The organism is Shewanella sp. SM74, from assembly GCF_025653725.1.
Lineage (GTDB): Bacteria > Pseudomonadota > Gammaproteobacteria > Enterobacterales > Shewanellaceae > Shewanella > Shewanella oncorhynchi.
The window spans coordinates 25,423-47,244 of the sequence record NZ_JAKKRZ010000030.1 but is presented as its reverse complement, the minus strand read 5'-3'; the positions used below and the strand labels follow the sequence as shown (position 1 = coordinate 47,244).

Genomic DNA, 21,822 nt, shown 5'->3' with positions numbered 1-21,822 from the left:
ATCCCATCCCGAACTCAGAAGTGAAACGCAAACGCGCCGATGGTAGTGTGGGGTCTCCCCATGTGAGAGTAGGTCATCGCCAAGCGCCTAATTTAGGTTAACGTGTAGACGTTAAGCTAAAGGAGCGGTAGTTCAGTTGGTTAGAATACCGGCCTGTCACGCCGGGGGTCGCGGGTTCGAGTCCCGTCCGCTCCGCCAACATTAAGAGATAAGCCTCATCGAAAGATGAGGCTTTTTTCGTTATGGCGTTGTGGATAATCCGTCCCAGTGATGCTATCGCTCAAATGGTTATCGTCATAGCCGGCCATCCCAATGCCTACGAGTGTACGTTATTGTTATTCGGATCAGTCTGAGATAATTTTAATCTCTTGGCTTGTAGCTGACGCCCTATCCCTACTGGTAACGTCTATCTTTTTCTCGTCCTAATTGACTTAATATCGTTTATATTGAAGTATTTATTATTAAGCAGATACTTAAATTCCAAGAATGATTGAAATTGAGTAATTTGCCCCAAGATCGTCTTAAGTGCTGCAGTTTTGTAGCGTCCATCAATGAGGTCTATGCCATGCTTTATGATTTAACGGTTGTACAATTTAGCAAGATGCTGAAAAATTTAAGCGTTATTCTTGAAAAAGGCGAATGCTTCGCAAACCTCAAGAAAGTTGATATGGCGGTTCTTTTAAACTCACGTTTAGCGCCGGATCAATTCAATCTTATTCGCCAAGTTCAAATTGCCTGCGATACTGCCAAAATTGGCGTAGCACGTTTGACTGATAACTTAGATACAGTACCAAAGCATGATGATAGCGAGACGACGCTGGCTGAGTTGCAAGCGCGTATTAGCTCGGTTTTGGATTATTTAGCGACGTTTAAAGCGGATGATTTTGCTAATGCGGCCACGATCCATGTCTCACAACCACGATGGGAAGGAAAATATCTTACAGGTTATGAGTTTGCCATTGAGCACGCTATTCCGAACATTTACTTCCATGTAACAACAGCCTACGCGATTTTGCGCCACAACGGTGTGGAAATTGGCAAGAAAGATTACCTCGGCGCTATGCCATATAAGTCGTAAATCTAGGCTAGATGTAGTACTGTTGCGTAGCCTAATTGTTGCGCAGCAGCGCTTTGCCGCTCGAGCTTACCAACCTTTCTGCATTGCTACCTGTTCTTTCTCTACCTATGTTATGCCGCTTTGTCGTCGGAAAATTTAGGACTCGTTAGGGTTCTGTTGCGTCGATGAAGTAAATCAATACTCAGTTTTTCATTTCGACCTTATGTCTCGATCATCTTCATCTTATCAGCATGTATTTAATCTTGTTGGCTTAGGTGAATGATATGGACCGTAAGTTTATGAGTCGCCAAATTATCTGTTACATAAATAGTGAATGGCGAATTGACTCATTATAGATGACCTGTTTTTTCGTCTAGAGCAGGGATTTACTGGAAGAGCCTATTTAAGGTTCTAATTAAAGGAGTTAGCTATGTCTATCGAATCTCAAGCCGTTGAGAGTCCTACGGATGCAACGACAACTGATTTACCGATGAAGAGCAAGAAAGCCAAAAAAGCCGCCATTACCAGTGGTTTGCGCCTCAAAGACAAGTTGACCCAAGACACTCGCCGCCGAATTGAAATTCTGCACGAGCAACGCCAACTATCCAATCGTTTCGGTGTGGATATTGAAATTGACTAAAGCCATTGGCTTGTCGCTAAGTATTGGATATCACATTTAGATATTTAGCCCGCATGTACAGCTTCACGACGTCCGTCGTGGAGCTTGCTCTCTTAACTTAGTAACTTTGCAGACTCAATTCATACTCCATTATCGTGACTATCTCGCCCTTATAATCTTCATGTGAAATCATTGACCAACCCAGCGCTCGATAAAAATCGGCTTTATCTGCAGTAAATAAATAGATTTTCTGTAAACCAATCGCTCTAGCATGCTCAATGACGGCATTGACTAGCAACTTACCTAATCCTTTATTTCGATGGTTTGCATTCACATACACATTGGCGAGCCAAGGGCTTAAGTCAGTTCGGCTGTCCATATCTGCAGTGATTAATGAAGATGATCCCATCACTTGATTTGCCTGTTCGCAGATAAACATCTTGGGGATGGCGGCGTCAGTTAAATACTCGTTCATTTCCTCAATCAACATAGTGACTGAAGCATCCGCAGAACTCAAATGTGCCCATGCTTGATGATGCCACTCCGCCAATTGTGGAATGTGTTGCGGGGCAGATTTTAGGTCGATAACTTTCATATAAATCTCTAGACTGATTGGTGAAAGGGATTTGAATGGGCAAATTATACCCTCTATTAGCTTGCATGAACTCAGTGGGCACAAGCCGAGTGAGTATACCGTTTAATTCGGGAGCGGCAGAAATACGCTGGCTTTAAGTCCGCCTTGTTTCGCATGACTAAAACCGAGTTCGCCTTGATAACTGTCGACGATATCTGTGCAGATAGATAATCCTAAACCATGGCCCTGGATGCTTTCATCTAGCCGAATGCCGCGCTCAATGATAACGGACAGCGCGCCATCGGAGACGCCTTCGCCATCATCACTCACTTCTATCCCATAGCCAGTAGCTGGCACGTTTTGCTGACTGATATGGATCTCAATATTTTTGCGACCATGCTTGCAGGCATTATCCAGCAAGTTGCCTAAGAGTTCGAGTAAGTCATCCCGATCAAACGGCATTACTAAGCCGCTCGTGTAATGGCTGTGAATAATGCGGTCTGGGTAAATGCGCTGCATTACTTGAATCAGCGGCGCAAGATCGTCATCGAGCACGGTATAACGCCCTGGAGTGGACAGGCCGACAATCTTAGTGCGCTTAAGCTCTCTCTCGATGATGTGGTGCAGGCTTGCGAGCACTTTACTGCCCTCACTTCGCTGTTCAGGCGGAAGGCTTTCTAGGTAGGACTGCAGCCCTTGTAACGGACGTTTCATTTCGTGGGCCAAGTTACCCAAGGCATTACGGGAGCGTTGTACTCTTTGGCCCAATTGATTGACTAAACGATCTATCTCTTCGATCAGTGGGACTATCTCACTTGGCACTTGGTCAGGATTGATTTCTTGCCCTTGGGCGCGCATCTGCCGGATAGCTTCTGGCATCTGCTCTAAGGGTTTAAAGCCGCGTTTCAGTAGCTGATACTGCGCCATTAATAGAATAACAATCGTGAGCAACACGGCTGCGCTGGCAAAGGCTAAAAATTGCACTTGGGTTTGTTCGAGCTCGCTGATGTCTTCTGTCACCCACAGAGTAACTAATTGGTCATCTTTGATAACGGCCTGACTGAACATCAGCCAATGCTCTTTGCTGACAAACTCAGTGGCTTGGTGTTGCTCACCAGCGGTCAGTTTAGGCATGTTCACGTTATGGTCGAATAGGGAGCGTGAACGCAGAGTTTGCTCGCCGATTTGAATCGCAAAATAATGCCCAGAATTAACCCTGTGGTACACATTGGGCAAGCGGTCGGTGGTGAGCGCCCATGTGCCATCGGGATTATGATTCAGGGCGGAGATCAGGCTGTCGGCATCGTGTTGTAGACGCGAAGCGACAAAGTCTTGGGTTAATATTTGGATGCCTTGGTATAGAAAATATAATAACAGCACCATGGCAAAGGTGAGCGTGATCAGCAGATTGCGCGTCAGATAACCCTTGAGTGAATACACGCCTTTTACTCCTTGAGTCGATAACCTTGGCCGCGACGGGTTTCGATATAATCCTTGCCTAAGCGTTGGCGCAGGCGGTTGACGTACACTTCGATGACATTGCTGTCTTTGATTTGATCTTCTTCGTAAATGCGTTCACTGAGCTCTGACTTAGAGACGATTTTGCTGGGATTGACCATTAAATAATGCAGTAGGCGATATTCAATCTTAGTCAGCTCTATCACTTCACCGTCGACATTGGTGACGGCTTGTTTGTCGACATCGAGGGAGACGCCCGCATGTTGCAACACATTGTCGGCGCGGCCAAAGTGGCGGCGGATCAACACTTCGAGCCTTGCGAGTAGTTCTTCGATGTGAAAAGGCTTGCCGAGGTAATCATCGGCACCCGCCTTGAGGCCATCGACCCGTTCGTGCCACGCATCGCGAGCGGTGAGGATCAGCACTGGCATAGCTAAGCCTTTTTGTCGCCATTGGCCGAGGACTTGTAGACCGGGTTTGCCGGGTAAACCGAGATCGAGGATCACGGCTTCGAAGTTTTCTTCTTCGCCTAAAAAGGCGCCATCAATACCGTTATCGGCGTGCTCGACGGTATAACCCGCCTTGTTAAGGGCGGGAATGAGGCGCGCGACCAGATCGGTATCATCCTCAATCAATAGCAAACGCATCAGTCGACCTTTTCTTTTAGCCACTCGCCGGTTTTGGCGTCAATCTTGATTTCATACACTATGCCATCGTCACGAAGGATTTCGAGCTCGTAGATGATCCTGCCATGTTTTTGCTCGACTTCGAGATCGAGTAACCGTCCCTTTAGCCGTGATTCATAGCGTTGCATTATGGTGTCGAAGGGCAAAACCTTGCCCTCCTTAACCCACTCGACCACCTTGTTTGAAAGATCATCGTCGTGGGCATTGCAGCTGGGGCTGCTAATCATCCCAACGGCCAAAGCCAGGAATATTAACGGTATCTTCATCGAATATGCCCTTCTCTGCGAGGTTGTGACAATTGCTGCATTGACTGAATGAGCCGACTTTGGGGTTATCTTGCACCATACGTCTTAGGATCTCATCGTGTTTGCGAATAAAAAATGCCTGTTCTGTGATCTTCTGCGGCCCAGCGCCTGCAAGCAGTGGCGTGCTGTTTTTCATCACCTTACCATTTTGCGCTGCATGTTGAACCAGATATTCCTCAATTCTAGCAGTGACTTGAGGATCTAGGCTGGCGTTGTCCCCAAAGTGGTTCTCAAGATTTGCGGTAATGGCGCGCCACTTGTCGGCGGGGAGTAAATTGGCTGGATAGGCCATGTGGCAGCTACCACATTCTGCCGTGTATTCCGCATTCTGTGGAATGGCGCGGGTGAGCTCGCGGCCATCGTCCGCATAGCCTGTGCCAGTTAAGGTTAGGCTGACACCGATAACGCCAATGGCTAATGCCGCAGCTGTGAGTGATGAACCTAAGAACCAGCTAATAGGGTGTGCTTGTTTAGTCATGACATCTTCCTTTTTGTGCCGTTACCTTCTGTGGAAGGTATTGAAATTAATCGATCTAATTAAATGAGTTATTGAATGAGTAATACGGTCGAAATTTGGCGGCTATTGCAGGCTTAACCAGAGTAAGGCATCGCCTTTTTCCTGCGGCGTGCAGTCGCGTTTAAAGGTCCAGTTACAGTTACGGCTAAACCATTTCTCAATTTTGGCTGAGTCGGTTAACCGATCTGCGGTAATCGACGGCGCCATAGGGTCAATGGGTTTACGGGTATTTTGGTGCATCCCCATGCCAGTGACTTTGGCGGTATGGCAACTGGCGCAGCTACGACCGTCCATGTCCTGTAGCCAAAGATTTTGTCCTGCGGCGGCGGTAAAGGGCCCAGCGCCTTGGGCTTGATAGCTTTGCAGTTGCGTGCCAATACGCTCGGCGCTAAGAGGCAGGCTTTGCACTTTACTGTTGGCGGCGCTAACGCTAAGGCTAGTCAGCAGCAAGGTGGAAATCGCGACGATAGCAAGGCGACTTTTATTCGTGTGTTTGGTTAATCTGTTCATAGGGCATTCCTTTTGGGCTGGATATCTTATTGCTAAGCAAAATGGCTAATGGATTAATCTTTTTGTTCCACAGGGCGTTGTTTCTTGCCCGTGACCATGGCTCTGACTAAGTTTTCTTTGTGTAAAAGGCTGCTGACGATGACGCCGCCAACATGGATAACCACAAGGAACACGGTGAAGTTGGCAAAGAATTCATGGACTTCTTTTATGGCGCCTTCGGGCCAAGTGGCGAAAAAGCTTGTGGCTAATGGGCCGTGTCCATCGGTAGCGTACAGCGCCATGCCCGAGAATCCCGTGATGGCGATGCTGGCAATCAAGGCCACTATCATCATTGCTCCAGCGGGGTTATGGCCTATGTAGTCTTTGGCTTTGCCTGTGATGAGCCCTTTGAGGTACACCAGCACTTCTTTAGGGCGAGTGATAAAGTTGCTAAAGCGCGCATTGTGGGTACCCATCACGCCCCACAGCAGGCGAAACACCAGTAAAATTAAGATGCTATAACCTGCGTAACTGTGGATGGTCATCCACTCGTCTTCGCCTTCAGTGAGGTAGGCTAAGGTAAAAAAACCGACGAGTGACCAATGGAATATGCGGATCAACAGGTCCCAGACTTTGATGGTTTGCAGTGTGTTTGATGACATGGTGTGACGCTCCTAAGTGGGTTTAGGTGTAGGCTACGTAACCCAAACTTAAACCTCGCTTAAATTTTGAGGCGCGAACATTTATCGAATTGATGGGGGTGAGTGATGCGCTTGCTCGTGTGGCGAGTATTAAATGTCAACGAACACTCACTTGTTAACCTATTGGTATTACGGTAAATTCTGCCATCTCAACCGAGTGAAGGGATTAACTTATTTATGTCTACCGCCGTTATTCGCGCTTTTATCAGCCGCAATCCGAGTCGTAAATCCTTTTGTATTTATGCCGTTTTACTCTTTTTGACTGAAGTCTTAATCGCCTTATATGCACCTGCGGGTTTTATCCGTGGTTTTGTGGGTGATGTACTAGTAGTGATCTTACTGTTTTGTATGGTGCGGGCTGTCGTTCCGGTTGCCAGCCCAGTAGAAAAGCCCCTAGCACAAAACACAGGCGAGGGTATTAAACGCTTTTTTCAAACTCCTTGGCTGGCGTTTGCGGTATTGCTGTTTGCCTTTGCTATCGAGTTTGGTCAGTATTGGGGTTTAGTCGATAAGCTGGGCTTGGGTGGAAATCGATTGGCGCGGATAGTGATAGGTAGCCATTTTGATCCACTCGATCTCGTTGCGTATTTTGTCGGTTATTTGATCTTACTGAGCTGTTATTGGAAAAGCCGTCAGTCCTAGTGATTTGAATTTGCAAGAGCCGCATGACGTGTGTTTTCGCGGATAGGAATGCGAGATAGGTAGGCAGATAAGTGGGGTAAGGGATGCAGCCAATAACGGGGTTTTCACTGCTAACAGAGCATACCGATGGACTTGAGCCTAATCCATTGAAAATGCCTTTATATTTCAATGGCCAACCTACTCATACCTTTATTGCTGGCTTAGTGATTGAAGGCCAATATCGCTGCGTTTTACCCAATAAAACCTCGGGGTATTTGGTCATCACTTCTTTCGATTGTCCCTTCGAAGAATCGACCGAGTTTAGTCTGCTTGATGAAGGGTTTAAGCTCATTGCGACAACCTCTTTGGCGCAAATGTACGATTCTTTTCTGCTTTATGCCCATTGGCCTATGACGGATAAACGACTGAGATTGCACTATTACGGTCAGTTTGTGCTGGATTTAGTGATGACAACGGGCAGTTCTTGGTTACCTTTTCAGCCAAAACTTAAACTGGTTGAAGTTGTCGATCCACAAAGCGATCCACAAACAGCCTCCTCTCTTGCTGAATTAGCTCAGCGTTTAGCGCGGATTGATAATATAAACTGAGTGAGGTTTGAATTAAATTCAGTTAAAAAAGAAAGGGCTATTCGCCCTTTCATGTTTATCACTTGTATCTATTACTCATGCGGAAAGTTTTATAAGCTTGCTTACAAAGACGTTTAAAAACCTAATAAAAGCTTCCTCACATCAGCTTGTTTGAGCACCAAAACCTTAGAAGAAACCTAAAGGATTCACATCGTAACTCACCAAGAGATTCTTGGTATTTTGATAATGGTTGAGCATCATCTTATGGGTTTCGCGGCCAATACCGGATTTTTTGTATCCACCAAAGGCGGCATGGGCAGGATAGGCGTGGTAACAGTTAATCCAAACGCGGCCCGCTTGAATGCCACGTCCCATACGTTGAGCCGTGTTCATATCACGTGTCCACACGCCAGCGCCTAGGCCGTACTCAGTATCGTTCGCGATCGCTAAGGCTTCGGCTTCATCTTTAAAGGTGGTGACCGAAATGACGGGGCCGAAGATCTCCTCTTGGAAGATACGCATCTTATTGTGGCCTTTCATAATCGTCGGGCTGATGTAATAACCTTCGCTTTGACCGCCATCGAGTTGGCAAAGTGTGCCTCCCAATAGCACTTCTGCACCTTCAGCCTTACCTATGGCTAAGTAACTTAAGATCTTATCGAACTGTTCTTTAGAGGCTTGAGCGCCCACTTGAGTGTCGGTATCTAAGGGATCGCCTTGCTTAATGGTTTGCGCGCGGGCGAGCACTTTTTCGATAAAGCGATCAAAAATCGACTCTTGGACTAACACCCGTGATGGGCAAGTACAGACTTCGCCTTGGTTAAAGAAGGCCAGCAACATACCTTCGACGGCTTTATTTAAATACTCGTCCTCATGGTCCATCACATCGGCAAAAAACACGTTAGGTGATTTGCCGCCAAGCTCAACGGTCGATGGAATTAAGGATTCGGCGGCGCATTTTAAAATGTGATAGCCAATTTCGGTGGAGCCCGTAAAGGCCAATTTAGCGATGCGTTTGCTGGTGGCCAAAGCTTGTCCTGCTTCGGCGCCAAAGCCGTTGACTACGTTAAGAATACCCGCGGGTAATAGGTCTTCAATCAGTTCGAGCAAGACCAGAATCGATACCGGCGTCTGCTCCGCAGGCTTGAGTACTACACAGTTACCCGCCGCTAGCGCAGGGGCGATTTTCCATGCCGCCATCAAGAGTGGGAAGTTCCAAGGAATGATCTGGCCGACCACGCCTAAAGGCTCTGGGAAGTGATAACTGACTGTGTTGCCATCGATATCGGCGGCACTGCCTTCCTGCGCGCGGATACAACCGGCAAAGTAGCGGAAGTGATCGACGAATAAGGGCAAGTCGGCATTTAAGGTTTCACGCACCGCTTTACCGTTTTCCCAGGTTTCGGCAACGGCTAAGTATTCGAGATTTTGCTCGACCCGATCGGCAATGCGCAGTAACAGGTTTGAGCGCTCTGTGACTGAGGTTTTACCCCAAGCGTCTTTGGCTGCGTGGGCAGCATCTAATGCTAATTCAATATCTTGGGCGTCGGAGCGTGGGATTTGGCAAAAATTTTGGCCATTCACGGGTGAGCGATTGTCGAAGTATTTGCCATTGACTGGGGCGACCCATTTTCCGCCGATAAAGTTGGCGTATTTTTCTTTGAAGTTAACGATTGCGCCTGCGGTTCCGGGTTGAGCATAAATCATAGAATCATTCCTTCTTGTTGATTAGCTTAGTGTTCTCTAACGTAACACTTGAGACTTGCATACCTAAGGTGCATCGCAAGGAGGGTGCCAAACTGGCAAGAGTTGTACACTTGTTGTGCTAACAGTATGATGAAAAGCTAATTTTGCAGATTTGAAAAAGTATGGGCACTCAGGGAGTGAGGTGTGTCCTGTGGTCACTTTGTCATCGATCGGCACACTCAAGTGTGCCGAAACGGAACACAGCTCGGGGGAGCACGGCTATGACAGTTAAACCGCATTTACCATCGACACAGGCGTGGTTGGCCGATTCGTGGCAGCGCAGCATTGGCGCTGGCTTGTCAGAATTTCAGTTACCCCAAGAGCTTAGGCTCGACGCCAGCGAACTAAAGCAGAAACATGAGCAATATCAAATGCTCATTGTATTAGTGCAATCCCATGCTTTGCCCTTGTTCAATCAGTTGATGGCGCATTCTAATAGCCGACTCTTGCTCTCCGATGCCGAGGGTTATGTGCTTAGGCACTGGGGCGTGAGCCGCTACTCCACAAAACTGGCGGACGTGGCTTTGGATATCGGGGTGAATTGGCTCGAGCAGCACAAAGGCACCAATGCAATAGGGACGGCACTCACAGCCAAACAAGCCGTATCTGTAGTGGGTGAGCAGCATTTTATTCGCCAGAATCGTTTTATGAGTTGCACCGCCTGCCCAATATTTTCCCCCCAAGGTGAGATGCTCGGGGTGATAGATATCACCAGCGAGCAGCAAAGACACACTCAGCAGACGCTGATGTTAGTGTCCAGTTTGGCGCAGCAGGTCGAGACCGCGCTCTTGTGCCATCTGCCCGATAGCCATTATCGAATCGATTTAGCGGCGCAGCCCAATCTGCTCAGTTCGGGTTGGCAGGGCATAGTGATTGCCGACAGCGATGGCCGTATCGTGGGTTATAATCCCATGGCGAAACAATTGCTTAATCAAGCCAAGGTGGGTGATAGCGTTGAGCAGTACCTAGGTGATAATTGGAACCGTGCGGGTGGCTTTAATCAGCATTTAGACTTACATCTACAGACTCAATCCTTAAATATTCCTAGCATCAAGAGTCGGGTGGCGATGAGCAATAAATCGCTCACTCAACTGGGCGTGCGGTTTCGCGATCCTCAACTTGAGCGCGCATGGCAACATGCCAATAAGGTGATCACCAAACAAATTCCGCTGTTAGTGCTCGGTGAAACCGGCGTCGGTAAAGAGCAGTTTGTTAAAAAGCTCCATGCCCAAAGCGCGCGTCGCAGCGAGCCCTTAGTGGCGGTGAACTGCGCGGCATTGCCCGCTGAATTAGTCGAATCTGAACTCTTTGGTTATCAGGCGGGCGCTTTTACTGGGGCAAACCGCACGGGATTTATCGGCAAAATTCGCCAAGCCCACGGTGGTTTTTTGTTTTTAGATGAGATCGGCGAAATGCCGCTGGCGGCCCAGAGTCGTTTACTCAGAGTATTGCAAGAGCGCGAAGTGGTACCCGTTGGCAGTAATCAAAGTTTTAAAGTCGACATCCAAATCATTGCTGCGACCCATATGGATTTAGAGCTACAAGTGGCGCAGGGGCTGTTTCGGCAGGATTTATTCTATCGGTTAAATGGCTTGCAAGTGCGTTTGCCTGCGCTACGCGAGCGGCTGGATATCGAGCGCATTATCCATAAATTGCACCGTAAACATCGTATCGCTGCGCAGGATATCTGCCCCGAACTGCTAGGGCAAATGATGCAACACGATTGGCCGGGTAATTTGCGTGAGCTCGATAACCTTATGCAAGTCGCTTGCTTGATGGCAGAAGGTGATGACACTTTAACTTGGCAGCATTTACCCGATTATCTGGCGGCCAAACTCACATGCGAGCCGTTAAAAGGAGACCTGTTACAAGCTGCACCCTTATGTGATGAATTTAAAGAGGTAAGCCGTCAACGTTCTGCATCACCCCTGCAAAGTGGTAAGTGCGCTGTGGAGCCGAATGTCACAAAGGTTCAATCGGATTCCTTAAATGAGGCGATTTATAGCAATGTCCTGCAGGCATACCAAGCCTGTAATGGCAATGTGAGCCAATGCGCTAAGCGTTTAGGGATCAGCCGTAATGCCTTGTACCGGCGATTAAAACAGATGGGGCTTAAGGATTAATATTAGCTTATGGCTCTTGTTGTGAAGCTCAATTAATCGCTAAATATCTCTTAATCACCCACGTTTATCCACTTCGCAATAGACTAAAACCGAGAGGTTTTAGTCCACAATCTCTAGCTTCAGTATCTGACAATGTGACTTTTTGTTGTTGCCAATTTATGCCTAATAGGTTTTATTGATTCGTATAATCGATAAAGATCGTTTCTTCTAATTACAAATTCAGAACTATACTGCGGGCAGGCAGAAAAGAGCTTGGCGTTATGCATAGAAGAGGAACTGTTATGCATCTTACTAAAAGCCTTTTAATTATTTCTATGGGTCTGACATTGAATGTACAGGCTCAAACTTTACCAACAAATACCCTGACACGTGACAATGGTGCACCTGTGGGTGATAACCAAAACTCGACCACAGCGGGCAGTAATGGCAGCGTGTTATTGCAAGATGTGCAGCTTATCCAGAAGCTACAACGCTTTGCCCGTGAACGTATTCCTGAGCGTGTCGTCCACGCCAGAGGCACAGGTGTTCATGGTGAGTTTGTATCGAGTGGCGATTTTAGTAACCTAACCCAAGCGGCACCCTTTGCACAAAAAGGTAAAGTGACACCCGTATTTGTGCGCTTTTCTACCGTGATCCACTCGAAAGGTTCGCCAGAAACGCTGCGTGATCCCCGAGGGTTTGCGACCAAATTTTATTCGGACCAAGGTAACTGGGACTTAGTAGGTAATAACTTACCCGTATTCTTCATTCGCGATGCGATCAAGTTTCCTGACATGGTGCATTCACTCAAACCATCGCCAGTGACCAATATGCAAGATCCGAATCGTTTCTTCGATTTTTTCAGTCACGAAGCGGGTTCAACCCATATGTTGACTCAGGTTTACAGTAACTTAGGTGTACCTGCCAGTTATCGTGAAATGGACGGCTTCGGTGTGCATGCGTACAAATTTGTGAATCGAGATAACCAAGTTAAATACGTGAAATTTAACTGGAAGAGTCTGCAAGGTGTTAAAGGCTTACGTCCCGATGAAGTGGTTAAAGTCCAAGGACAAAACTTTAACCATTTAACCGATGATCTTTATAGTGAGATCAACAAGGGTAACTATCCTAAGTGGGATCTGTACGTTCAATTACTCGACCCGACTGAGCTTAATAAGTTTGATTACAACCCGTTAGACGCCACTAAGGTGTGGCTAGATGTGCCAGAACAAAAAGTGGGCACTATGACGCTGAACCGCATGCCTGCAAACTTCTTCCAAGAGACTGAGCAAGCGGCATTTGCGCCATCGAATTTGATCCCAGGGATTGAGCCTTCGGAAGACAGATTACTGCAAGGCCGCATGTTCTCCTACGCCGATACTCAGCTGTATCGACTCGGCGCGAATTTGTCGCAATTGCCGATTAATAAACCCTTAGTGGCGGTGGCAAACCACAACCAAGAAGGTGCGGGCAATATGGGGCATACCCAGTCCGATGTGAACTATCAACCGAGCGTACATTTAGCCTTGGCCGAAGATAATCGTTATCGTGCGGTAACAACTGCGCTGACGGGGACTGTGCAACAGACGGCTATTAGCAAGCAGGATAACTTTAGCCAAGCGGGCGTCTTTTATCGCAGCTTGAGCAAGCAAGATAGAGCAGATCTGATCACTAACTTGGCCGGTGACTTAGGCAAAGTGAACGATACCAATGTGAAACATCAGATGCTCAGTCACTTTTATCGTGCAGACCCAGAGTTTGGTGAGCGTTTAACCAAGGCCGTAAAGGGTGATTTGGCTGACGTTAAACAACGTTCAATCTGATTTTGTTATTTTTAGGACTGTTTTGGTCGCAGAGATTTGCGCGTTAACAGTCCGAACCTAGTAAGTCCCGCAAGACGTAAACAAGCTCTTTTCTGCCCAGTTTAAGAGGGCGTCTTGCGGGCATTTCGTCACGTCTCATTGTTTAAATCTCTATTTTAGCTGTGCTGGGAGCCATTGATGAAACACACTATTGCTATCTTATTATTGATTATTGTGGCCTTGAGTATGTCGGTGGCAATGGGGGCGGGTTCGCTTCAAGCACCATTGGTTACATCCGCAACTGCAAGTCAAACAGACGAGCCCGATACCGCACAAGTACAATTGCTGGTGGACTACTTTTTTGCTGCAGCGCGTACCGGCGATATCACAGTGCTTGAGCATTTTCTCGATGCGGGCTTCCCTATTGACCAGAGAAATAGTCAAACCTATACCGCGCTAATGGTGGCGGCTTATAACGGCCAAGAGGCTGCAACGGATTTATTGCTTGAGCATGGTGCTAATGCTTGTTTGCAAGATAAGCGTGGTAATACGGCAATGATGGGCGCTGTGATTAAGGCCGAATTCAATATTGTAAAGCGGCTATACGCGAAAGAATGCGATGCGAACCTAACGAATAATGCCGGAATGACCTTGACTGAGTTTGCCCGTTACTGGGGTCAAAGTGGCGCTTTACAGCAGGCGAGTTTAAAGCCATAAAGACGCTAGATCTTGCGCCCGATCACTCTTGGTCATTATCTTTAATCTGTTTAGATCTCAGCATTTACTATTAGCAATAAGTCTGCTTGTTAATGATGTCTATGCCTTTTATGGTAACTTTTTGAATATCGTTTAATACGGTTTGGCCTTCGGAGAGCGATTTATGTTTGATGCCTTACTACTGATGCAAGAAGATAAACGTACGTTTGCTCAAGTTTCACAAATCACAGAAGCTGATTTGCCAGAAGGGGAAGTCTTGGTTGATGTCGCCTATTCCTCGCTGAATTATAAAGATGGTTTAGCTGTGACCGGTGCTGGCAAAATCATTCGTCAGTTTCCTATGGTACCAGGCATCGATTTTGCAGGCGTGGTGCGCGAATCGACGGATGCAAGATACCAAGTTGGTGATCAGGTGATTTTGACGGGCTGGGGCGTAGGCGAAAACCACTGGGGTGGTATGGCGCAAAAAGCGCGAGTTAAAGCCGACTGGCTGGTGCCCATGCCGCAAGGTTGTGATGCCGCTAAATCCATGATGATAGGCACTGCTGGGCTTACGGCGATGTTGTGCGTGCAAGCGCTGCAGCAGGCTGGGGTAACACCGCAAAGTGGGGATATTCTTGTCACAGGTGCCAGTGGTGGTGTGGGTTCTGTGGCGGTGACTTTGCTCGCCAATGCTGGCTATCGTGTGGTTGCCTGCAGTGGTCGAGTTGAACAGAATGCGCCTTTATTGAAGGAGCTTGGTGCCGCAGAAGTGATTGATCGCAGTGAACTTGAACAAGATGCTAAGCCGCTTGAGGCGCAGCGCTGGGCGGGTGTGGTCGATACCGTTGGCAACAAGATCCTCGCCAAAGCATTAGCGCAAATGCAATACGGTGGTGCAGCCGCTATCTGTGGTTTAGCGGGCGGTTTTGCATTACCAACAACCGTTATGCCGTTTATTTTACGGGGTGTGAGTTTACTGGGAATCGACTCTGTCTCTTGTCCATTTGAGAAACGAAAAGCGGCGTGGGAAGCTGTGATTAAAGCACTACCCGAACATTTTTATCAGCAAGCTTGTCAGCAGATATCATTGGCTGAGGTGCCTGATTTCGCAAATAAAATTATCCAAGGTCAAGTCACAGGACGTATATTAGTTAAGCTGTAATCTAGCTTCTTATACTTTAAAACGATGGTAACACTGAGGTGTTATCATCTACGACTATGCCATCCGTTTTACCAAGTTTACTTGTTCTTCATATCGGCTATTTCGGTAGTGTAATCGTCACTTTAAGGCCTGTTGGTATACGGTTCTCGGCTTTAATCTTACCTTTGTGGGCGGTAATCGCCGCTTCAGTGATTGCCAGCCCAAGTCCCCAGCCGCCACTTTCTCTTTGTCTTGCCGAGTCTGGGCGGTAGAAAGGTTTAAAAATGGCATCGAGTTCGGCGGCATCTATGCCTGGACCATCGTCTTTTATGGTAATTTGTACTTGATCAGCCGTCGCACTCGCCTGTAGGTGTATGTCGCTTGCGGCATAACGGATCGCGTTACGCAGCAGGTTTTCAATCGCGCGGGAAAGTGATTTAGGAAAATGCGCTAACTCAATGTCTTCATCGATATCGATAGTAATGCTTTTACCTTGCTGTTCTGCTTCAAATTCCGCATCGTCTAAAACTTGGCTCAGGGATTCTGCCAAGCCTAAATGTACCTTAGTTTCGTTAGTGCTGAGCTTGACCCGCGAGAGCTCTAACAATTCACTGATAAGCTTTTCGAGTTGCTCAGCTTCATAACCTATGCGTTCCGTTTCGGTGGTCTGCTGACCTTTTTTACGTGCGAGGGCTAGGGATAACTGTAGCCGCGTCAATGGGGTGCGTAGTTCATGGGAAATATCCCCCATGAGCCGCTGCTGATTATTCACCATAGCTTCGATGGAGTCGGCCATGCTGTTAAAAGCCGTGGCGAGCTGACCAATTTCATCGTTGCGCTGAGTGGTGGACTTATCGACTCGGTGACTTAAGTCGCCTTCTGCGAGGGCATTAGCACTCTTTTTAAGTGAATTTAATGCCTTACCTAAATGCCACGCGAGCAAGCCACATAATAATCCCGAAAGGAAAATCGCCAGGCTTAAGGTTAATAACTTATTTTCGGCGAAGAAGAAAAACCAAGGCCGTGGATGGTTATCTGGTAGGCGACCATAAAGTGAATAGGTTTCAGCGCCCAGATTAAATTGATAGGGACCAAACACCAGCTCATCTTTAAACTGATGGCTAATCGGTTGTTTTTCTTCATCTGCCATCAGCATAAAGCTGCGTACACCGCGACTCACCCTATGGGTGTTGATCACTTGGCCTTGGCTGTTGACAAGATAGACCCGCAGAGGTTTGCCTTCCATATCTCTGTGTCTTTCCCAGCGCCGAAGAAAATCGGATTCCAGTAGGGCGGGGTTTTCTTGAATGCGCTTAGCTATCGTCGATAGGACTTTTTCAAGGTGAGGTGGCAGTGGCGCACGGTCGTGATTTTGTTGCAGCAATGGTAGCAGACCCACTAAGGCAATGATTAGCGAGCTGCAAAGCCAAAATCCGAGCAATAATTTGATAAATAAACGATTAGGCACAGTCGATACCGCCGTTATGGAAGCCAAATATAACCTTTGCCACGGATGGTTTTCACCCTTGGCCGACCATCGCTACGCTCGGGGAGTTTTTTACGTAGATTCGATAAATGCATGTCCAAGCTGCGATCGAAGGGCATGAGTTTTTTGCCGAGCACTTTCTCGTTTAACTCTTCCTTGTTCATCAACTCTCCAGCGTGCAGTGCTAGGGTGTGCAGCAGAGTGAATTCAGTGCCTGTGAGTATGATTAATTGCTCATTACAGTAAGCTTCTTGGCGCGATGGATCTAAGCGTAGATCGCCAAACTCTTGGGCGGGCGCGGCATGGATTTCTTGGGTTGTTAAGTTCGAACGACGAATAATGGCGCGGATACGGGCGATTAACTCTCTGTCATTAAACGGCTTTGGCAGATAATCATCGGCGCCGATTTCAAGCCCAACTACGCGATCGATTTCATCGCCGCGAGCGGTCAGCATTAATACTGGGGTTTGTTTATGTTGGCGCAGTGCGCGTAGCACTTCAAAACCGTTTAATTTAGGTAGCATGACATCGAGTAGGATCAGATCGTAATCTGCGGTCAGTGCCAGATCTAAACCTTGTTTACCGTCGTAGGCCAAGGTTAATTGAAACCCTTCTAACTCGAGCAGTTGCCCTAGTAGCTCAGATAACCCCAGATCGTCATCGATTAATAATATCCGACTCATACTGTTCCTTAATCTCTGTAATGTGGCCTCATGTGCCTGTTTATCATAGACACTTTTAGCGCTTTGGCTGAGTATACCTGTTTTGATGTCAATTGCTGTGTAGCAATGTAAGCCAAAGTAAAGAATAGAGTTATTGCCGCAACTTTACAGTGATTTACTCAGGCAACGCCCTCACTTACATATAGGGGTTTAGACTGGAAGGGTCGAAAGTGACTCGGCTTAAAAGGGTCGTCACTGTGTCTTATTAATTGCCATATTAAAGTTGAACCATCGAGGTTAACACTATGAAAACATTATCACCTTTGAAAGCGAGCCTGTTTGCCATTCTAGCGAGTTCTGCGGTTTTCGCGACGGCAGTTAATGCTGCACCTAAGGATGCTGGCTGCGACTTCTCTAAATCTGAATTCCATAAAGGCGACCGCATGGAACATGGCGGCCGACATATGGACCACGGTGGCATGCATCGTATGTTTGAAGGGCTCGATTTAACGGATGCCCAGAAAGCTGACGTCAAAAAGTTGTTTGCCGATCAGAAAGCCACGCGCGCTGATAATCGTCCAACGAAAGAGGAACGCTTGGCACATCGCACTGAGATGCAGGCCTTAATTACCGCGCCTAGTTTTGATGAAACACAAGCAAAGGCACTGATGAGTGCGCAGCAAGAGCAGCGTCAAACTCAAGCCATTGAACGTATGAAGCTGCATAATCAAATATTTAATCTGCTGACACCAGAGCAGCAAGCTCAGTTTAAAGCGCGATTTGAAGCACAAGCTGGTAAAGAACCTCGCGGTTAAGCGTCTTAGCTGATATACAATAGGGTCATAGCTTCCCAAGATAGATCCCTTATGACTCAAACTTCCCAATACGATTTTTGGGTCAAACTGGCTAGCCGCGCTTCCGTGGCTACCGCTTTGATCCTTATTCTTATCAAGATGTTCGCTTGGCTTTATTCCGGCTCTGCCAGTATGTTGGCATCTTTGACGGATTCCTTTGCCGATGCTCTCGCTTCTATTATCAATTTTATTGCCATTCGTTACGCGCTTGTGCCGCCGGATCATGACCACAGATATGGCCATGGTAAGGCTGAGCCGTTAGCATCTCTAGCGCAATCCGCCTTTATTATGGGCTCCGCATTTTTATTACTTTTCTATGGTGGCGAGCGTCTATTAACACCTGTTCCGGTTGAAAATGCCACCATAGGTGTAGTTGTTTCTATCATAGCGATTGTGATGACGTTAGCTTTAGTCATGTTGCAGAAACGCGCATTAGCGGCGACAAAAAGTACTGTGGTTGAAGCTGATTCGCTGCACTATAAATCAGATTTATTCCTTAATGGTGCGGTATTGTTGGCATTAGTATTAGCGCAATACGGTTGGTGGTGGGCTGACGGTTTATTTGCGGTAATGATTGCATTTTATATCGGTCATCAAGCCTTTGGCTTAGGTTATCGCTCAATTCAAGCCTTGTTAGACAGAGAGCTAGACGAAGAAACTCGCCAGCAAATTACGCAAATCGCGATGGAAGATCCACGGGTGCAAGGGCTGCATGATTTACGCACTCGTCAAGCAGGCAAAACTGTTTTTATTCAATTTCATTTAGAACTCGATGGCAATTTGAGTTTGAATGAAGCCCACAGTATTGCCGATACAACAGGGATAAGAGTCAAAGCCGCCTTCGAAGATGCTGAGGTGATTATTCATCAAGATCCGGTTAAACCTGATGTAAACGAAACATAAATTAAGGGCAAGTTATGGCATGGATGCAGAAGCAAAGTCACAGATGGGATCATTCCACTCGATTGATATGCCGCTATCATAGGCTATCGACTCGCTTTGAGTTGATAGCCGAATCTGTGGTTTCTGACGTTAGCATTCCTATGAATGCAGAAATCACGCTCCTGATGGAACAGAAATCTTCGATAGTAAATCAAGCAGATAGTACCGTATCTCCTGTGATAGCGGGGGCTTGGAGTCAGTTAGTCCTGCGTAAACATCTTTATTACTTACCGCAGAAAATTGATCTCGACATTGCTAACCAAGCTTATCGAGTCCATGTCTGGCCATTATTTCTTTGGCGTACACGTATTACTTGTGTGGCGTCTGGCAGAGTTGTCGTATCCGAATGTTTGGATGTGAGAAGGCGTCGTTCCCTCATCCGTTGGCTATATGCGAGTTTTATAGGGCTGTTGCGGGTGTTAAGTTAAAGTTATTAATAGTTTCAATTTAAAAATAATACTTACAGTAAATATTATTTAGCCACATAACGAATAACAATAACTTCCATTTTCCGACTCAAGCTGAATCAATGCTGTATGATTTGTATTTTGATAATTTAAACCATGACACTTCTGAATTGCTTATTGTAATATCCGCGCCGTCTAATACTTTCGTTAAATCATTAGGGAATTATGATGAATAAATTATCAATTGTTGCTATCTCTTTACTATCAGCATTAGCGGCCACTCAAGTCTCTGCAGCAACCGACACTACTGGATTTTATGTGGGTGGTGCATTAAATAGAGTCACAGCTGATGCTTTTGATGGTTCAGAAACCGGTACTGGTGTAGGCGTATACGGTGGCTATAACTTCAATGAATGGTTTGGTTTAGAAGCTAACCTGTTTGCCACTGGTGACTTAGGCGATAAGGATGTTGATATTAGTGCAGGTGCATTAAGCTTCACACCTAAATTTACTGCACAAATTAATGATATTTTTTCTGCCTATGCCAAAGTGGGTATTGCATCTATGGCGGCGAATGTTGATGGCTATGGTTACGATGAAGACTTTACTGGTTTTGGTTGGACTTATGGTGTAGGTGTTAATGCCGCCGTAACAGAGCACTTAAATATCCGTGTAAGCTATGATGTCACTACAGGTGATTTAGATGCCGACCGTAGCTATTTAGGATTAAAAGATATTGACACTGATATTAAGCAATTCGCTGTAGGTATGCATTATCAATTCTAATTTTTTAGATTTGGCATATTTAATTCATGCCAATGAAAATTAATTTAAAATAAAAAGGGATGTGAAGATATCCCTTTTTATTGTTTGATATGAATAAGCTTGTATTGATATAACGAGTAGTAACGTTATTTTATCTACTCAATCCATCGACAATTCTTTTAATTTCCGCGTTAAGGTATTTCGTCCCCAGCCTAAACGTTTCGCCGCTTCCTGTTTATGGCCTTGAGTATGGCGCAGCGCAGTTTCTAGCAGTATGCGCTCGAATGCGGGCTGCACCTCAGTTAACAGATCGCTGTTTCCTTCCGAGAGTTTTTGATCTATCCACTCAGTCAGTGCCGATTGCCAATCTTGGCTGCCTTTCGCCGTGTGGGTGACACTCACAGGGTCTTTCAGTAATTCTGGCGGTAAATCTTGGGGTAAAATTTCTTGCCCCGATGCCATTACGGTTAACCAACGACAGGTGTTTTCGAGTTGTCGGACATTACCGGGCCAAGGTAATTGGGAGAGTTTTACCGCAGTCTCCTTGGTCATGATCTTAGTTTCCACGCCAATTTCCTTTGCTGCAGAGGCGAGGAAATGGGTAGCGAGTTGGGGAATGTCTTCCCGTCTTTGTGATAGTGGCGGCAAGTGCACGCGGATCACGTTGAGGCGATGGAACAAGTCCTCCCTAAAGCCACCTTTTTGTACTAATAATTCAAGATCTTGGTGGGTCGCCGCTATGATACGCACATCGACTTGTACCGCATTATGACCTCCGACGCGGTAGAACTGGCCATCGGCGAGCACTCTGAGTAACCGTGTTTGTACGTCTAATGGCATATCGCCGATTTCATCTAAAAAGAGCGTGCCACCGTTTGCTTGTTCGAAGCGACCTTGGCGGACATTGGCTGCGCCGGTGAAGGCACCTTTTTCGTGGCCGAATAGCTCAGATTCGATCAAATCCTTAGGGATCGCTGCCATGTTCAGCGCGATAAACGGCTTATCTTTACGTGGGCTGTGCTTGTGTAACGCGCCAGCCACTAACTCTTTTCCCGTACCCGATTGACCATTGATCAGCACGCTGATCGATGAGCGTGAAAGCCTGCCTATGGCGCGAAAAACTTCCTGCATCGCTGGCGCTTCACCTATGATTTCGGGTGTTTTGACTTGGGCTTCCTGCGCGGGTGCAGGGCTCTGTTCAGTGGCATGGGTAAGTGCGCGCTCAACCAGAGAGATAGCCTCATCGATGTCGAAGGGTTTAGGCAGATACTCAAATGCGCCCGCTTGATAGGCACTCACTGCACTGTCTAAGTCTGAGTGCGCTGTCATAATGATCACGGGAATATGGGGATAATGCACTTGCAATCGTTCGAGCAGGCTTAAACCATCCGTGCCGGGCATACGGATGTCTGACACTATCACGTGCGGTTGCGATATTTCTAATGCCTGCCACAGGGATTCGGCGGCGGCAAAGCTGGCGGTGCTGAGCTTAGCACCTTGCAGTGCCTTTTCGAGTACCCAGCGTATCGAGCTGTCATCGTCGAGGATCCACACTTGTTCACTAATTCGCATCTTGCTTCCTCATACGGTATGGGTAGGTAC

At 46.9% G+C, this 21,822-nt stretch carries 23 protein-coding genes, 1 tRNA gene and 1 rRNA gene; 14 read left to right on the top strand and 11 right to left on the bottom strand.

Translation table 11 applies throughout. The features are described 5' to 3' along the window. The 4 genes from rrf to L5M49_RS21180 all read left to right on the top strand — a co-directional run. Window positions 1-85 (top strand): 5S ribosomal RNA (gene rrf / locus L5M49_RS21195); the annotation flags it as partial. 36 nt (window positions 86-121) lie between these two features. Next, window positions 122-198 (top strand) — tRNA-Asp (locus L5M49_RS21190). A gap of 367 nt (window positions 199-565) precedes the next feature. Then, window positions 566-1,078, top strand: a complete 513-nt coding sequence (locus tag L5M49_RS21185) for a DUF1993 family protein (protein WP_063885021.1) — start codon at window positions 566-568, stop codon at window positions 1,076-1,078. Between the two features lie 409 nt (window positions 1,079-1,487). Next, window positions 1,488-1,697, top strand: a complete 210-nt coding sequence (locus L5M49_RS21180) for a hypothetical protein (protein WP_105251048.1) — start codon at window positions 1,488-1,490, stop codon at window positions 1,695-1,697. A gap of 97 nt (window positions 1,698-1,794) precedes the next feature. Here the strand turns inward: L5M49_RS21180 and L5M49_RS21175 are convergent, their stop codons facing one another. From L5M49_RS21175 to L5M49_RS21145, 7 genes are all read right to left on the bottom strand, one after another. Beyond that, window positions 1,795-2,271, bottom strand: a complete 477-nt coding sequence (locus L5M49_RS21175) for a GNAT family N-acetyltransferase (RefSeq protein WP_263266801.1) — start codon at window positions 2,269-2,271, stop codon at window positions 1,795-1,797. A 102-nt stretch (window positions 2,272-2,373) separates the two neighbouring features. Beyond that, entirely contained in the window at window positions 2,374-3,690 is a 1,317-nt protein-coding gene (locus L5M49_RS21170) for a sensor histidine kinase (RefSeq protein WP_263266800.1), read from the bottom strand. A 5-nt stretch (window positions 3,691-3,695) separates the two neighbouring features. Then, window positions 3,696-4,355: a response regulator transcription factor gene (locus tag L5M49_RS21165; protein WP_006079718.1), complete on the bottom strand. Its 660-nt coding sequence runs from the start codon at window positions 4,353-4,355 to the stop codon at window positions 3,696-3,698. Beyond that, window positions 4,355-4,621, bottom strand: coding sequence for a PepSY domain-containing protein (locus L5M49_RS21160; RefSeq protein WP_012196525.1), 267 nt, complete (start codon window positions 4,619-4,621; stop codon window positions 4,355-4,357). Before L5M49_RS21160 ends, L5M49_RS21165 begins: the two co-directional genes overlap by 1 nt. Further along, complete coding sequence (locus L5M49_RS21155; protein ID WP_263266799.1) at window positions 4,614-5,177, bottom strand: diheme cytochrome c; 564 nt, start codon at window positions 5,175-5,177, stop codon at window positions 4,614-4,616. The genes L5M49_RS21160 and L5M49_RS21155 overlap by 8 nt, the downstream gene beginning before the upstream one ends. 102 nt (window positions 5,178-5,279) lie before the next feature. After that, window positions 5,280-5,726, bottom strand: coding sequence for a DUF1924 domain-containing protein (locus tag L5M49_RS21150; RefSeq protein WP_263266798.1), 447 nt, complete (start codon window positions 5,724-5,726; stop codon window positions 5,280-5,282). Between the two features lie 53 nt (window positions 5,727-5,779). Next, on the bottom strand, window positions 5,780-6,367 hold the full coding sequence (locus L5M49_RS21145) for a cytochrome b/b6 domain-containing protein (protein ID WP_219251309.1): 588 nt from the start codon (window positions 6,365-6,367) through the stop codon (window positions 5,780-5,782). Between the two features lie 216 nt (window positions 6,368-6,583). Between L5M49_RS21145 and L5M49_RS21140 the strand changes: the two genes are divergently transcribed. Then, window positions 6,584-7,048 (top strand): DUF2809 domain-containing protein, encoded by a 465-nt coding sequence (locus L5M49_RS21140; protein ID WP_263266797.1) that lies wholly within the window; start codon window positions 6,584-6,586, stop codon window positions 7,046-7,048. Window positions 7,049-7,131: 83 nt separating this feature from the next. Next, window positions 7,132-7,635 (top strand): hypothetical protein, encoded by a 504-nt coding sequence (locus L5M49_RS21135; protein ID WP_263266796.1) that lies wholly within the window; start codon window positions 7,132-7,134, stop codon window positions 7,633-7,635. Between the two features lie 165 nt (window positions 7,636-7,800). Here L5M49_RS21135 and L5M49_RS21130 read toward each other — a convergent pair whose 3' ends face one another. Beyond that, entirely contained in the window at window positions 7,801-9,321 is a 1,521-nt protein-coding gene (locus L5M49_RS21130) for an aldehyde dehydrogenase family protein (protein ID WP_263201478.1), read from the bottom strand. A 260-nt stretch (window positions 9,322-9,581) separates the two neighbouring features. Here L5M49_RS21130 and L5M49_RS21125 point away from each other — a divergent pair, with 260 nt between their 5' ends. From L5M49_RS21125 to L5M49_RS21110, 4 genes are all read left to right on the top strand, one after another. Further along, on the top strand, window positions 9,582-11,483 hold the full coding sequence (locus L5M49_RS21125) for a sigma-54-dependent Fis family transcriptional regulator (protein ID WP_263266795.1): 1,902 nt from the start codon (window positions 9,582-9,584) through the stop codon (window positions 11,481-11,483). A gap of 281 nt (window positions 11,484-11,764) precedes the next feature. After that, on the top strand, window positions 11,765-13,285 hold the full coding sequence (locus L5M49_RS21120; RefSeq protein WP_113941374.1) for a catalase: 1,521 nt from the start codon (window positions 11,765-11,767) through the stop codon (window positions 13,283-13,285). 177 nt (window positions 13,286-13,462) lie between these two features. Next, window positions 13,463-13,981, top strand: a complete 519-nt coding sequence (locus tag L5M49_RS21115) for an ankyrin repeat domain-containing protein (RefSeq protein ID WP_263266794.1) — start codon at window positions 13,463-13,465, stop codon at window positions 13,979-13,981. Window positions 13,982-14,144: 163 nt separating this feature from the next. Further along, on the top strand, window positions 14,145-15,125 hold the full coding sequence (locus tag L5M49_RS21110) for an MDR family oxidoreductase (RefSeq protein WP_263266793.1): 981 nt from the start codon (window positions 14,145-14,147) through the stop codon (window positions 15,123-15,125). A gap of 97 nt (window positions 15,126-15,222) precedes the next feature. Here L5M49_RS21110 and L5M49_RS21105 read toward each other — a convergent pair whose 3' ends face one another. Together L5M49_RS21105 and L5M49_RS21100 are read right to left on the bottom strand one after the other, a co-directional pair. Then, complete coding sequence (locus L5M49_RS21105; RefSeq protein WP_263266802.1) at window positions 15,223-16,572, bottom strand: ATP-binding protein; 1,350 nt, start codon at window positions 16,570-16,572, stop codon at window positions 15,223-15,225. A 14-nt stretch (window positions 16,573-16,586) separates the two neighbouring features. Beyond that, on the bottom strand, window positions 16,587-17,273 hold the full coding sequence (locus L5M49_RS21100) for a response regulator (protein WP_105251061.1): 687 nt from the start codon (window positions 17,271-17,273) through the stop codon (window positions 16,587-16,589). Between the two features lie 284 nt (window positions 17,274-17,557). Here L5M49_RS21100 and L5M49_RS21095 point away from each other — a divergent pair, with 284 nt between their 5' ends. The 4 genes from L5M49_RS21095 (at window position 17,558) to L5M49_RS21080 (ending at window position 20,241) form a co-directional block, all read left to right on the top strand. After that, complete coding sequence (locus L5M49_RS21095) at window positions 17,558-18,067, top strand: Spy/CpxP family protein refolding chaperone (protein ID WP_263237586.1); 510 nt, start codon at window positions 17,558-17,560, stop codon at window positions 18,065-18,067. Window positions 18,068-18,118: 51 nt separating this feature from the next. Beyond that, window positions 18,119-19,009 (top strand): cation diffusion facilitator family transporter, encoded by an 891-nt coding sequence (locus L5M49_RS21090; RefSeq protein WP_212600228.1) that lies wholly within the window; start codon window positions 18,119-18,121, stop codon window positions 19,007-19,009. Window positions 19,010-19,023: 14 nt separating this feature from the next. Beyond that, window positions 19,024-19,476, top strand: coding sequence for a hypothetical protein (locus L5M49_RS21085; protein WP_263147882.1), 453 nt, complete (start codon window positions 19,024-19,026; stop codon window positions 19,474-19,476). Between the two features lie 207 nt (window positions 19,477-19,683). Beyond that, window positions 19,684-20,241, top strand: coding sequence for a porin family protein (locus L5M49_RS21080; protein ID WP_131525140.1), 558 nt, complete (start codon window positions 19,684-19,686; stop codon window positions 20,239-20,241). Window positions 20,242-20,379: 138 nt separating this feature from the next. Here the strand turns inward: L5M49_RS21080 and glnG are convergent, their stop codons facing one another. Beyond that, window positions 20,380-21,792, bottom strand: a complete 1,413-nt coding sequence (gene glnG, locus L5M49_RS21075) for a nitrogen regulation protein NR(I) (protein ID WP_006079736.1) — start codon at window positions 21,790-21,792, stop codon at window positions 20,380-20,382. Between the last annotated feature and the right edge of the window lie 30 nt (window positions 21,793-21,822).

Coding starts and splice junctions, on each gene's coding strand:
- L5M49_RS21185 (WP_063885021.1), top strand. CDS start 566: ATGCTTTATGATTTAACGGTTGTACAATTTAGCAAGATGCTGAAAAAT.
- L5M49_RS21180 (WP_105251048.1), top strand. CDS start 1,488: ATGTCTATCGAATCTCAAGCCGTTGAGAGTCCTACGGATGCAACGACA.
- L5M49_RS21175 (WP_263266801.1), bottom strand. CDS start 2,271: ATGAAAGTTATCGACCTAAAATCTGCCCCGCAACACATTCCACAATTG.
- L5M49_RS21165 (WP_006079718.1), bottom strand. CDS start 4,355: ATGCGTTTGCTATTGATTGAGGATGATACCGATCTGGTCGCGCGCCTC.
- L5M49_RS21160 (WP_012196525.1), bottom strand. CDS start 4,621: ATGATTAGCAGCCCCAGCTGCAATGCCCACGACGATGATCTTTCAAAC.
- L5M49_RS21155 (WP_263266799.1), bottom strand. CDS start 5,177: ATGACTAAACAAGCACACCCTATTAGCTGGTTCTTAGGTTCATCACTC.
- L5M49_RS21150 (WP_263266798.1), bottom strand. CDS start 5,726: ATGAACAGATTAACCAAACACACGAATAAAAGTCGCCTTGCTATCGTC.
- L5M49_RS21145 (WP_219251309.1), bottom strand. CDS start 6,367: ATGTCATCAAACACACTGCAAACCATCAAAGTCTGGGACCTGTTGATC.
- L5M49_RS21140 (WP_263266797.1), top strand. CDS start 6,584: ATGTCTACCGCCGTTATTCGCGCTTTTATCAGCCGCAATCCGAGTCGT.
- L5M49_RS21135 (WP_263266796.1), top strand. CDS start 7,132: ATGCAGCCAATAACGGGGTTTTCACTGCTAACAGAGCATACCGATGGA.
- L5M49_RS21130 (WP_263201478.1), bottom strand. CDS start 9,321: ATGATTTATGCTCAACCCGGAACCGCAGGCGCAATCGTTAACTTCAAA.
- L5M49_RS21125 (WP_263266795.1), top strand. CDS start 9,582: ATGACAGTTAAACCGCATTTACCATCGACACAGGCGTGGTTGGCCGAT.
- L5M49_RS21120 (WP_113941374.1), top strand. CDS start 11,765: ATGCATCTTACTAAAAGCCTTTTAATTATTTCTATGGGTCTGACATTG.
- L5M49_RS21115 (WP_263266794.1), top strand. CDS start 13,463: ATGAAACACACTATTGCTATCTTATTATTGATTATTGTGGCCTTGAGT.
- L5M49_RS21110 (WP_263266793.1), top strand. CDS start 14,145: ATGTTTGATGCCTTACTACTGATGCAAGAAGATAAACGTACGTTTGCT.
- L5M49_RS21100 (WP_105251061.1), bottom strand. CDS start 17,273: ATGAGTCGGATATTATTAATCGATGACGATCTGGGGTTATCTGAGCTA.
- L5M49_RS21095 (WP_263237586.1), top strand. CDS start 17,558: ATGAAAACATTATCACCTTTGAAAGCGAGCCTGTTTGCCATTCTAGCG.
- L5M49_RS21090 (WP_212600228.1), top strand. CDS start 18,119: ATGACTCAAACTTCCCAATACGATTTTTGGGTCAAACTGGCTAGCCGC.
- L5M49_RS21085 (WP_263147882.1), top strand. CDS start 19,024: ATGGCATGGATGCAGAAGCAAAGTCACAGATGGGATCATTCCACTCGA.
- L5M49_RS21080 (WP_131525140.1), top strand. CDS start 19,684: ATGAATAAATTATCAATTGTTGCTATCTCTTTACTATCAGCATTAGCG.
- glnG (WP_006079736.1), bottom strand. CDS start 21,792: ATGCGAATTAGTGAACAAGTGTGGATCCTCGACGATGACAGCTCGATA.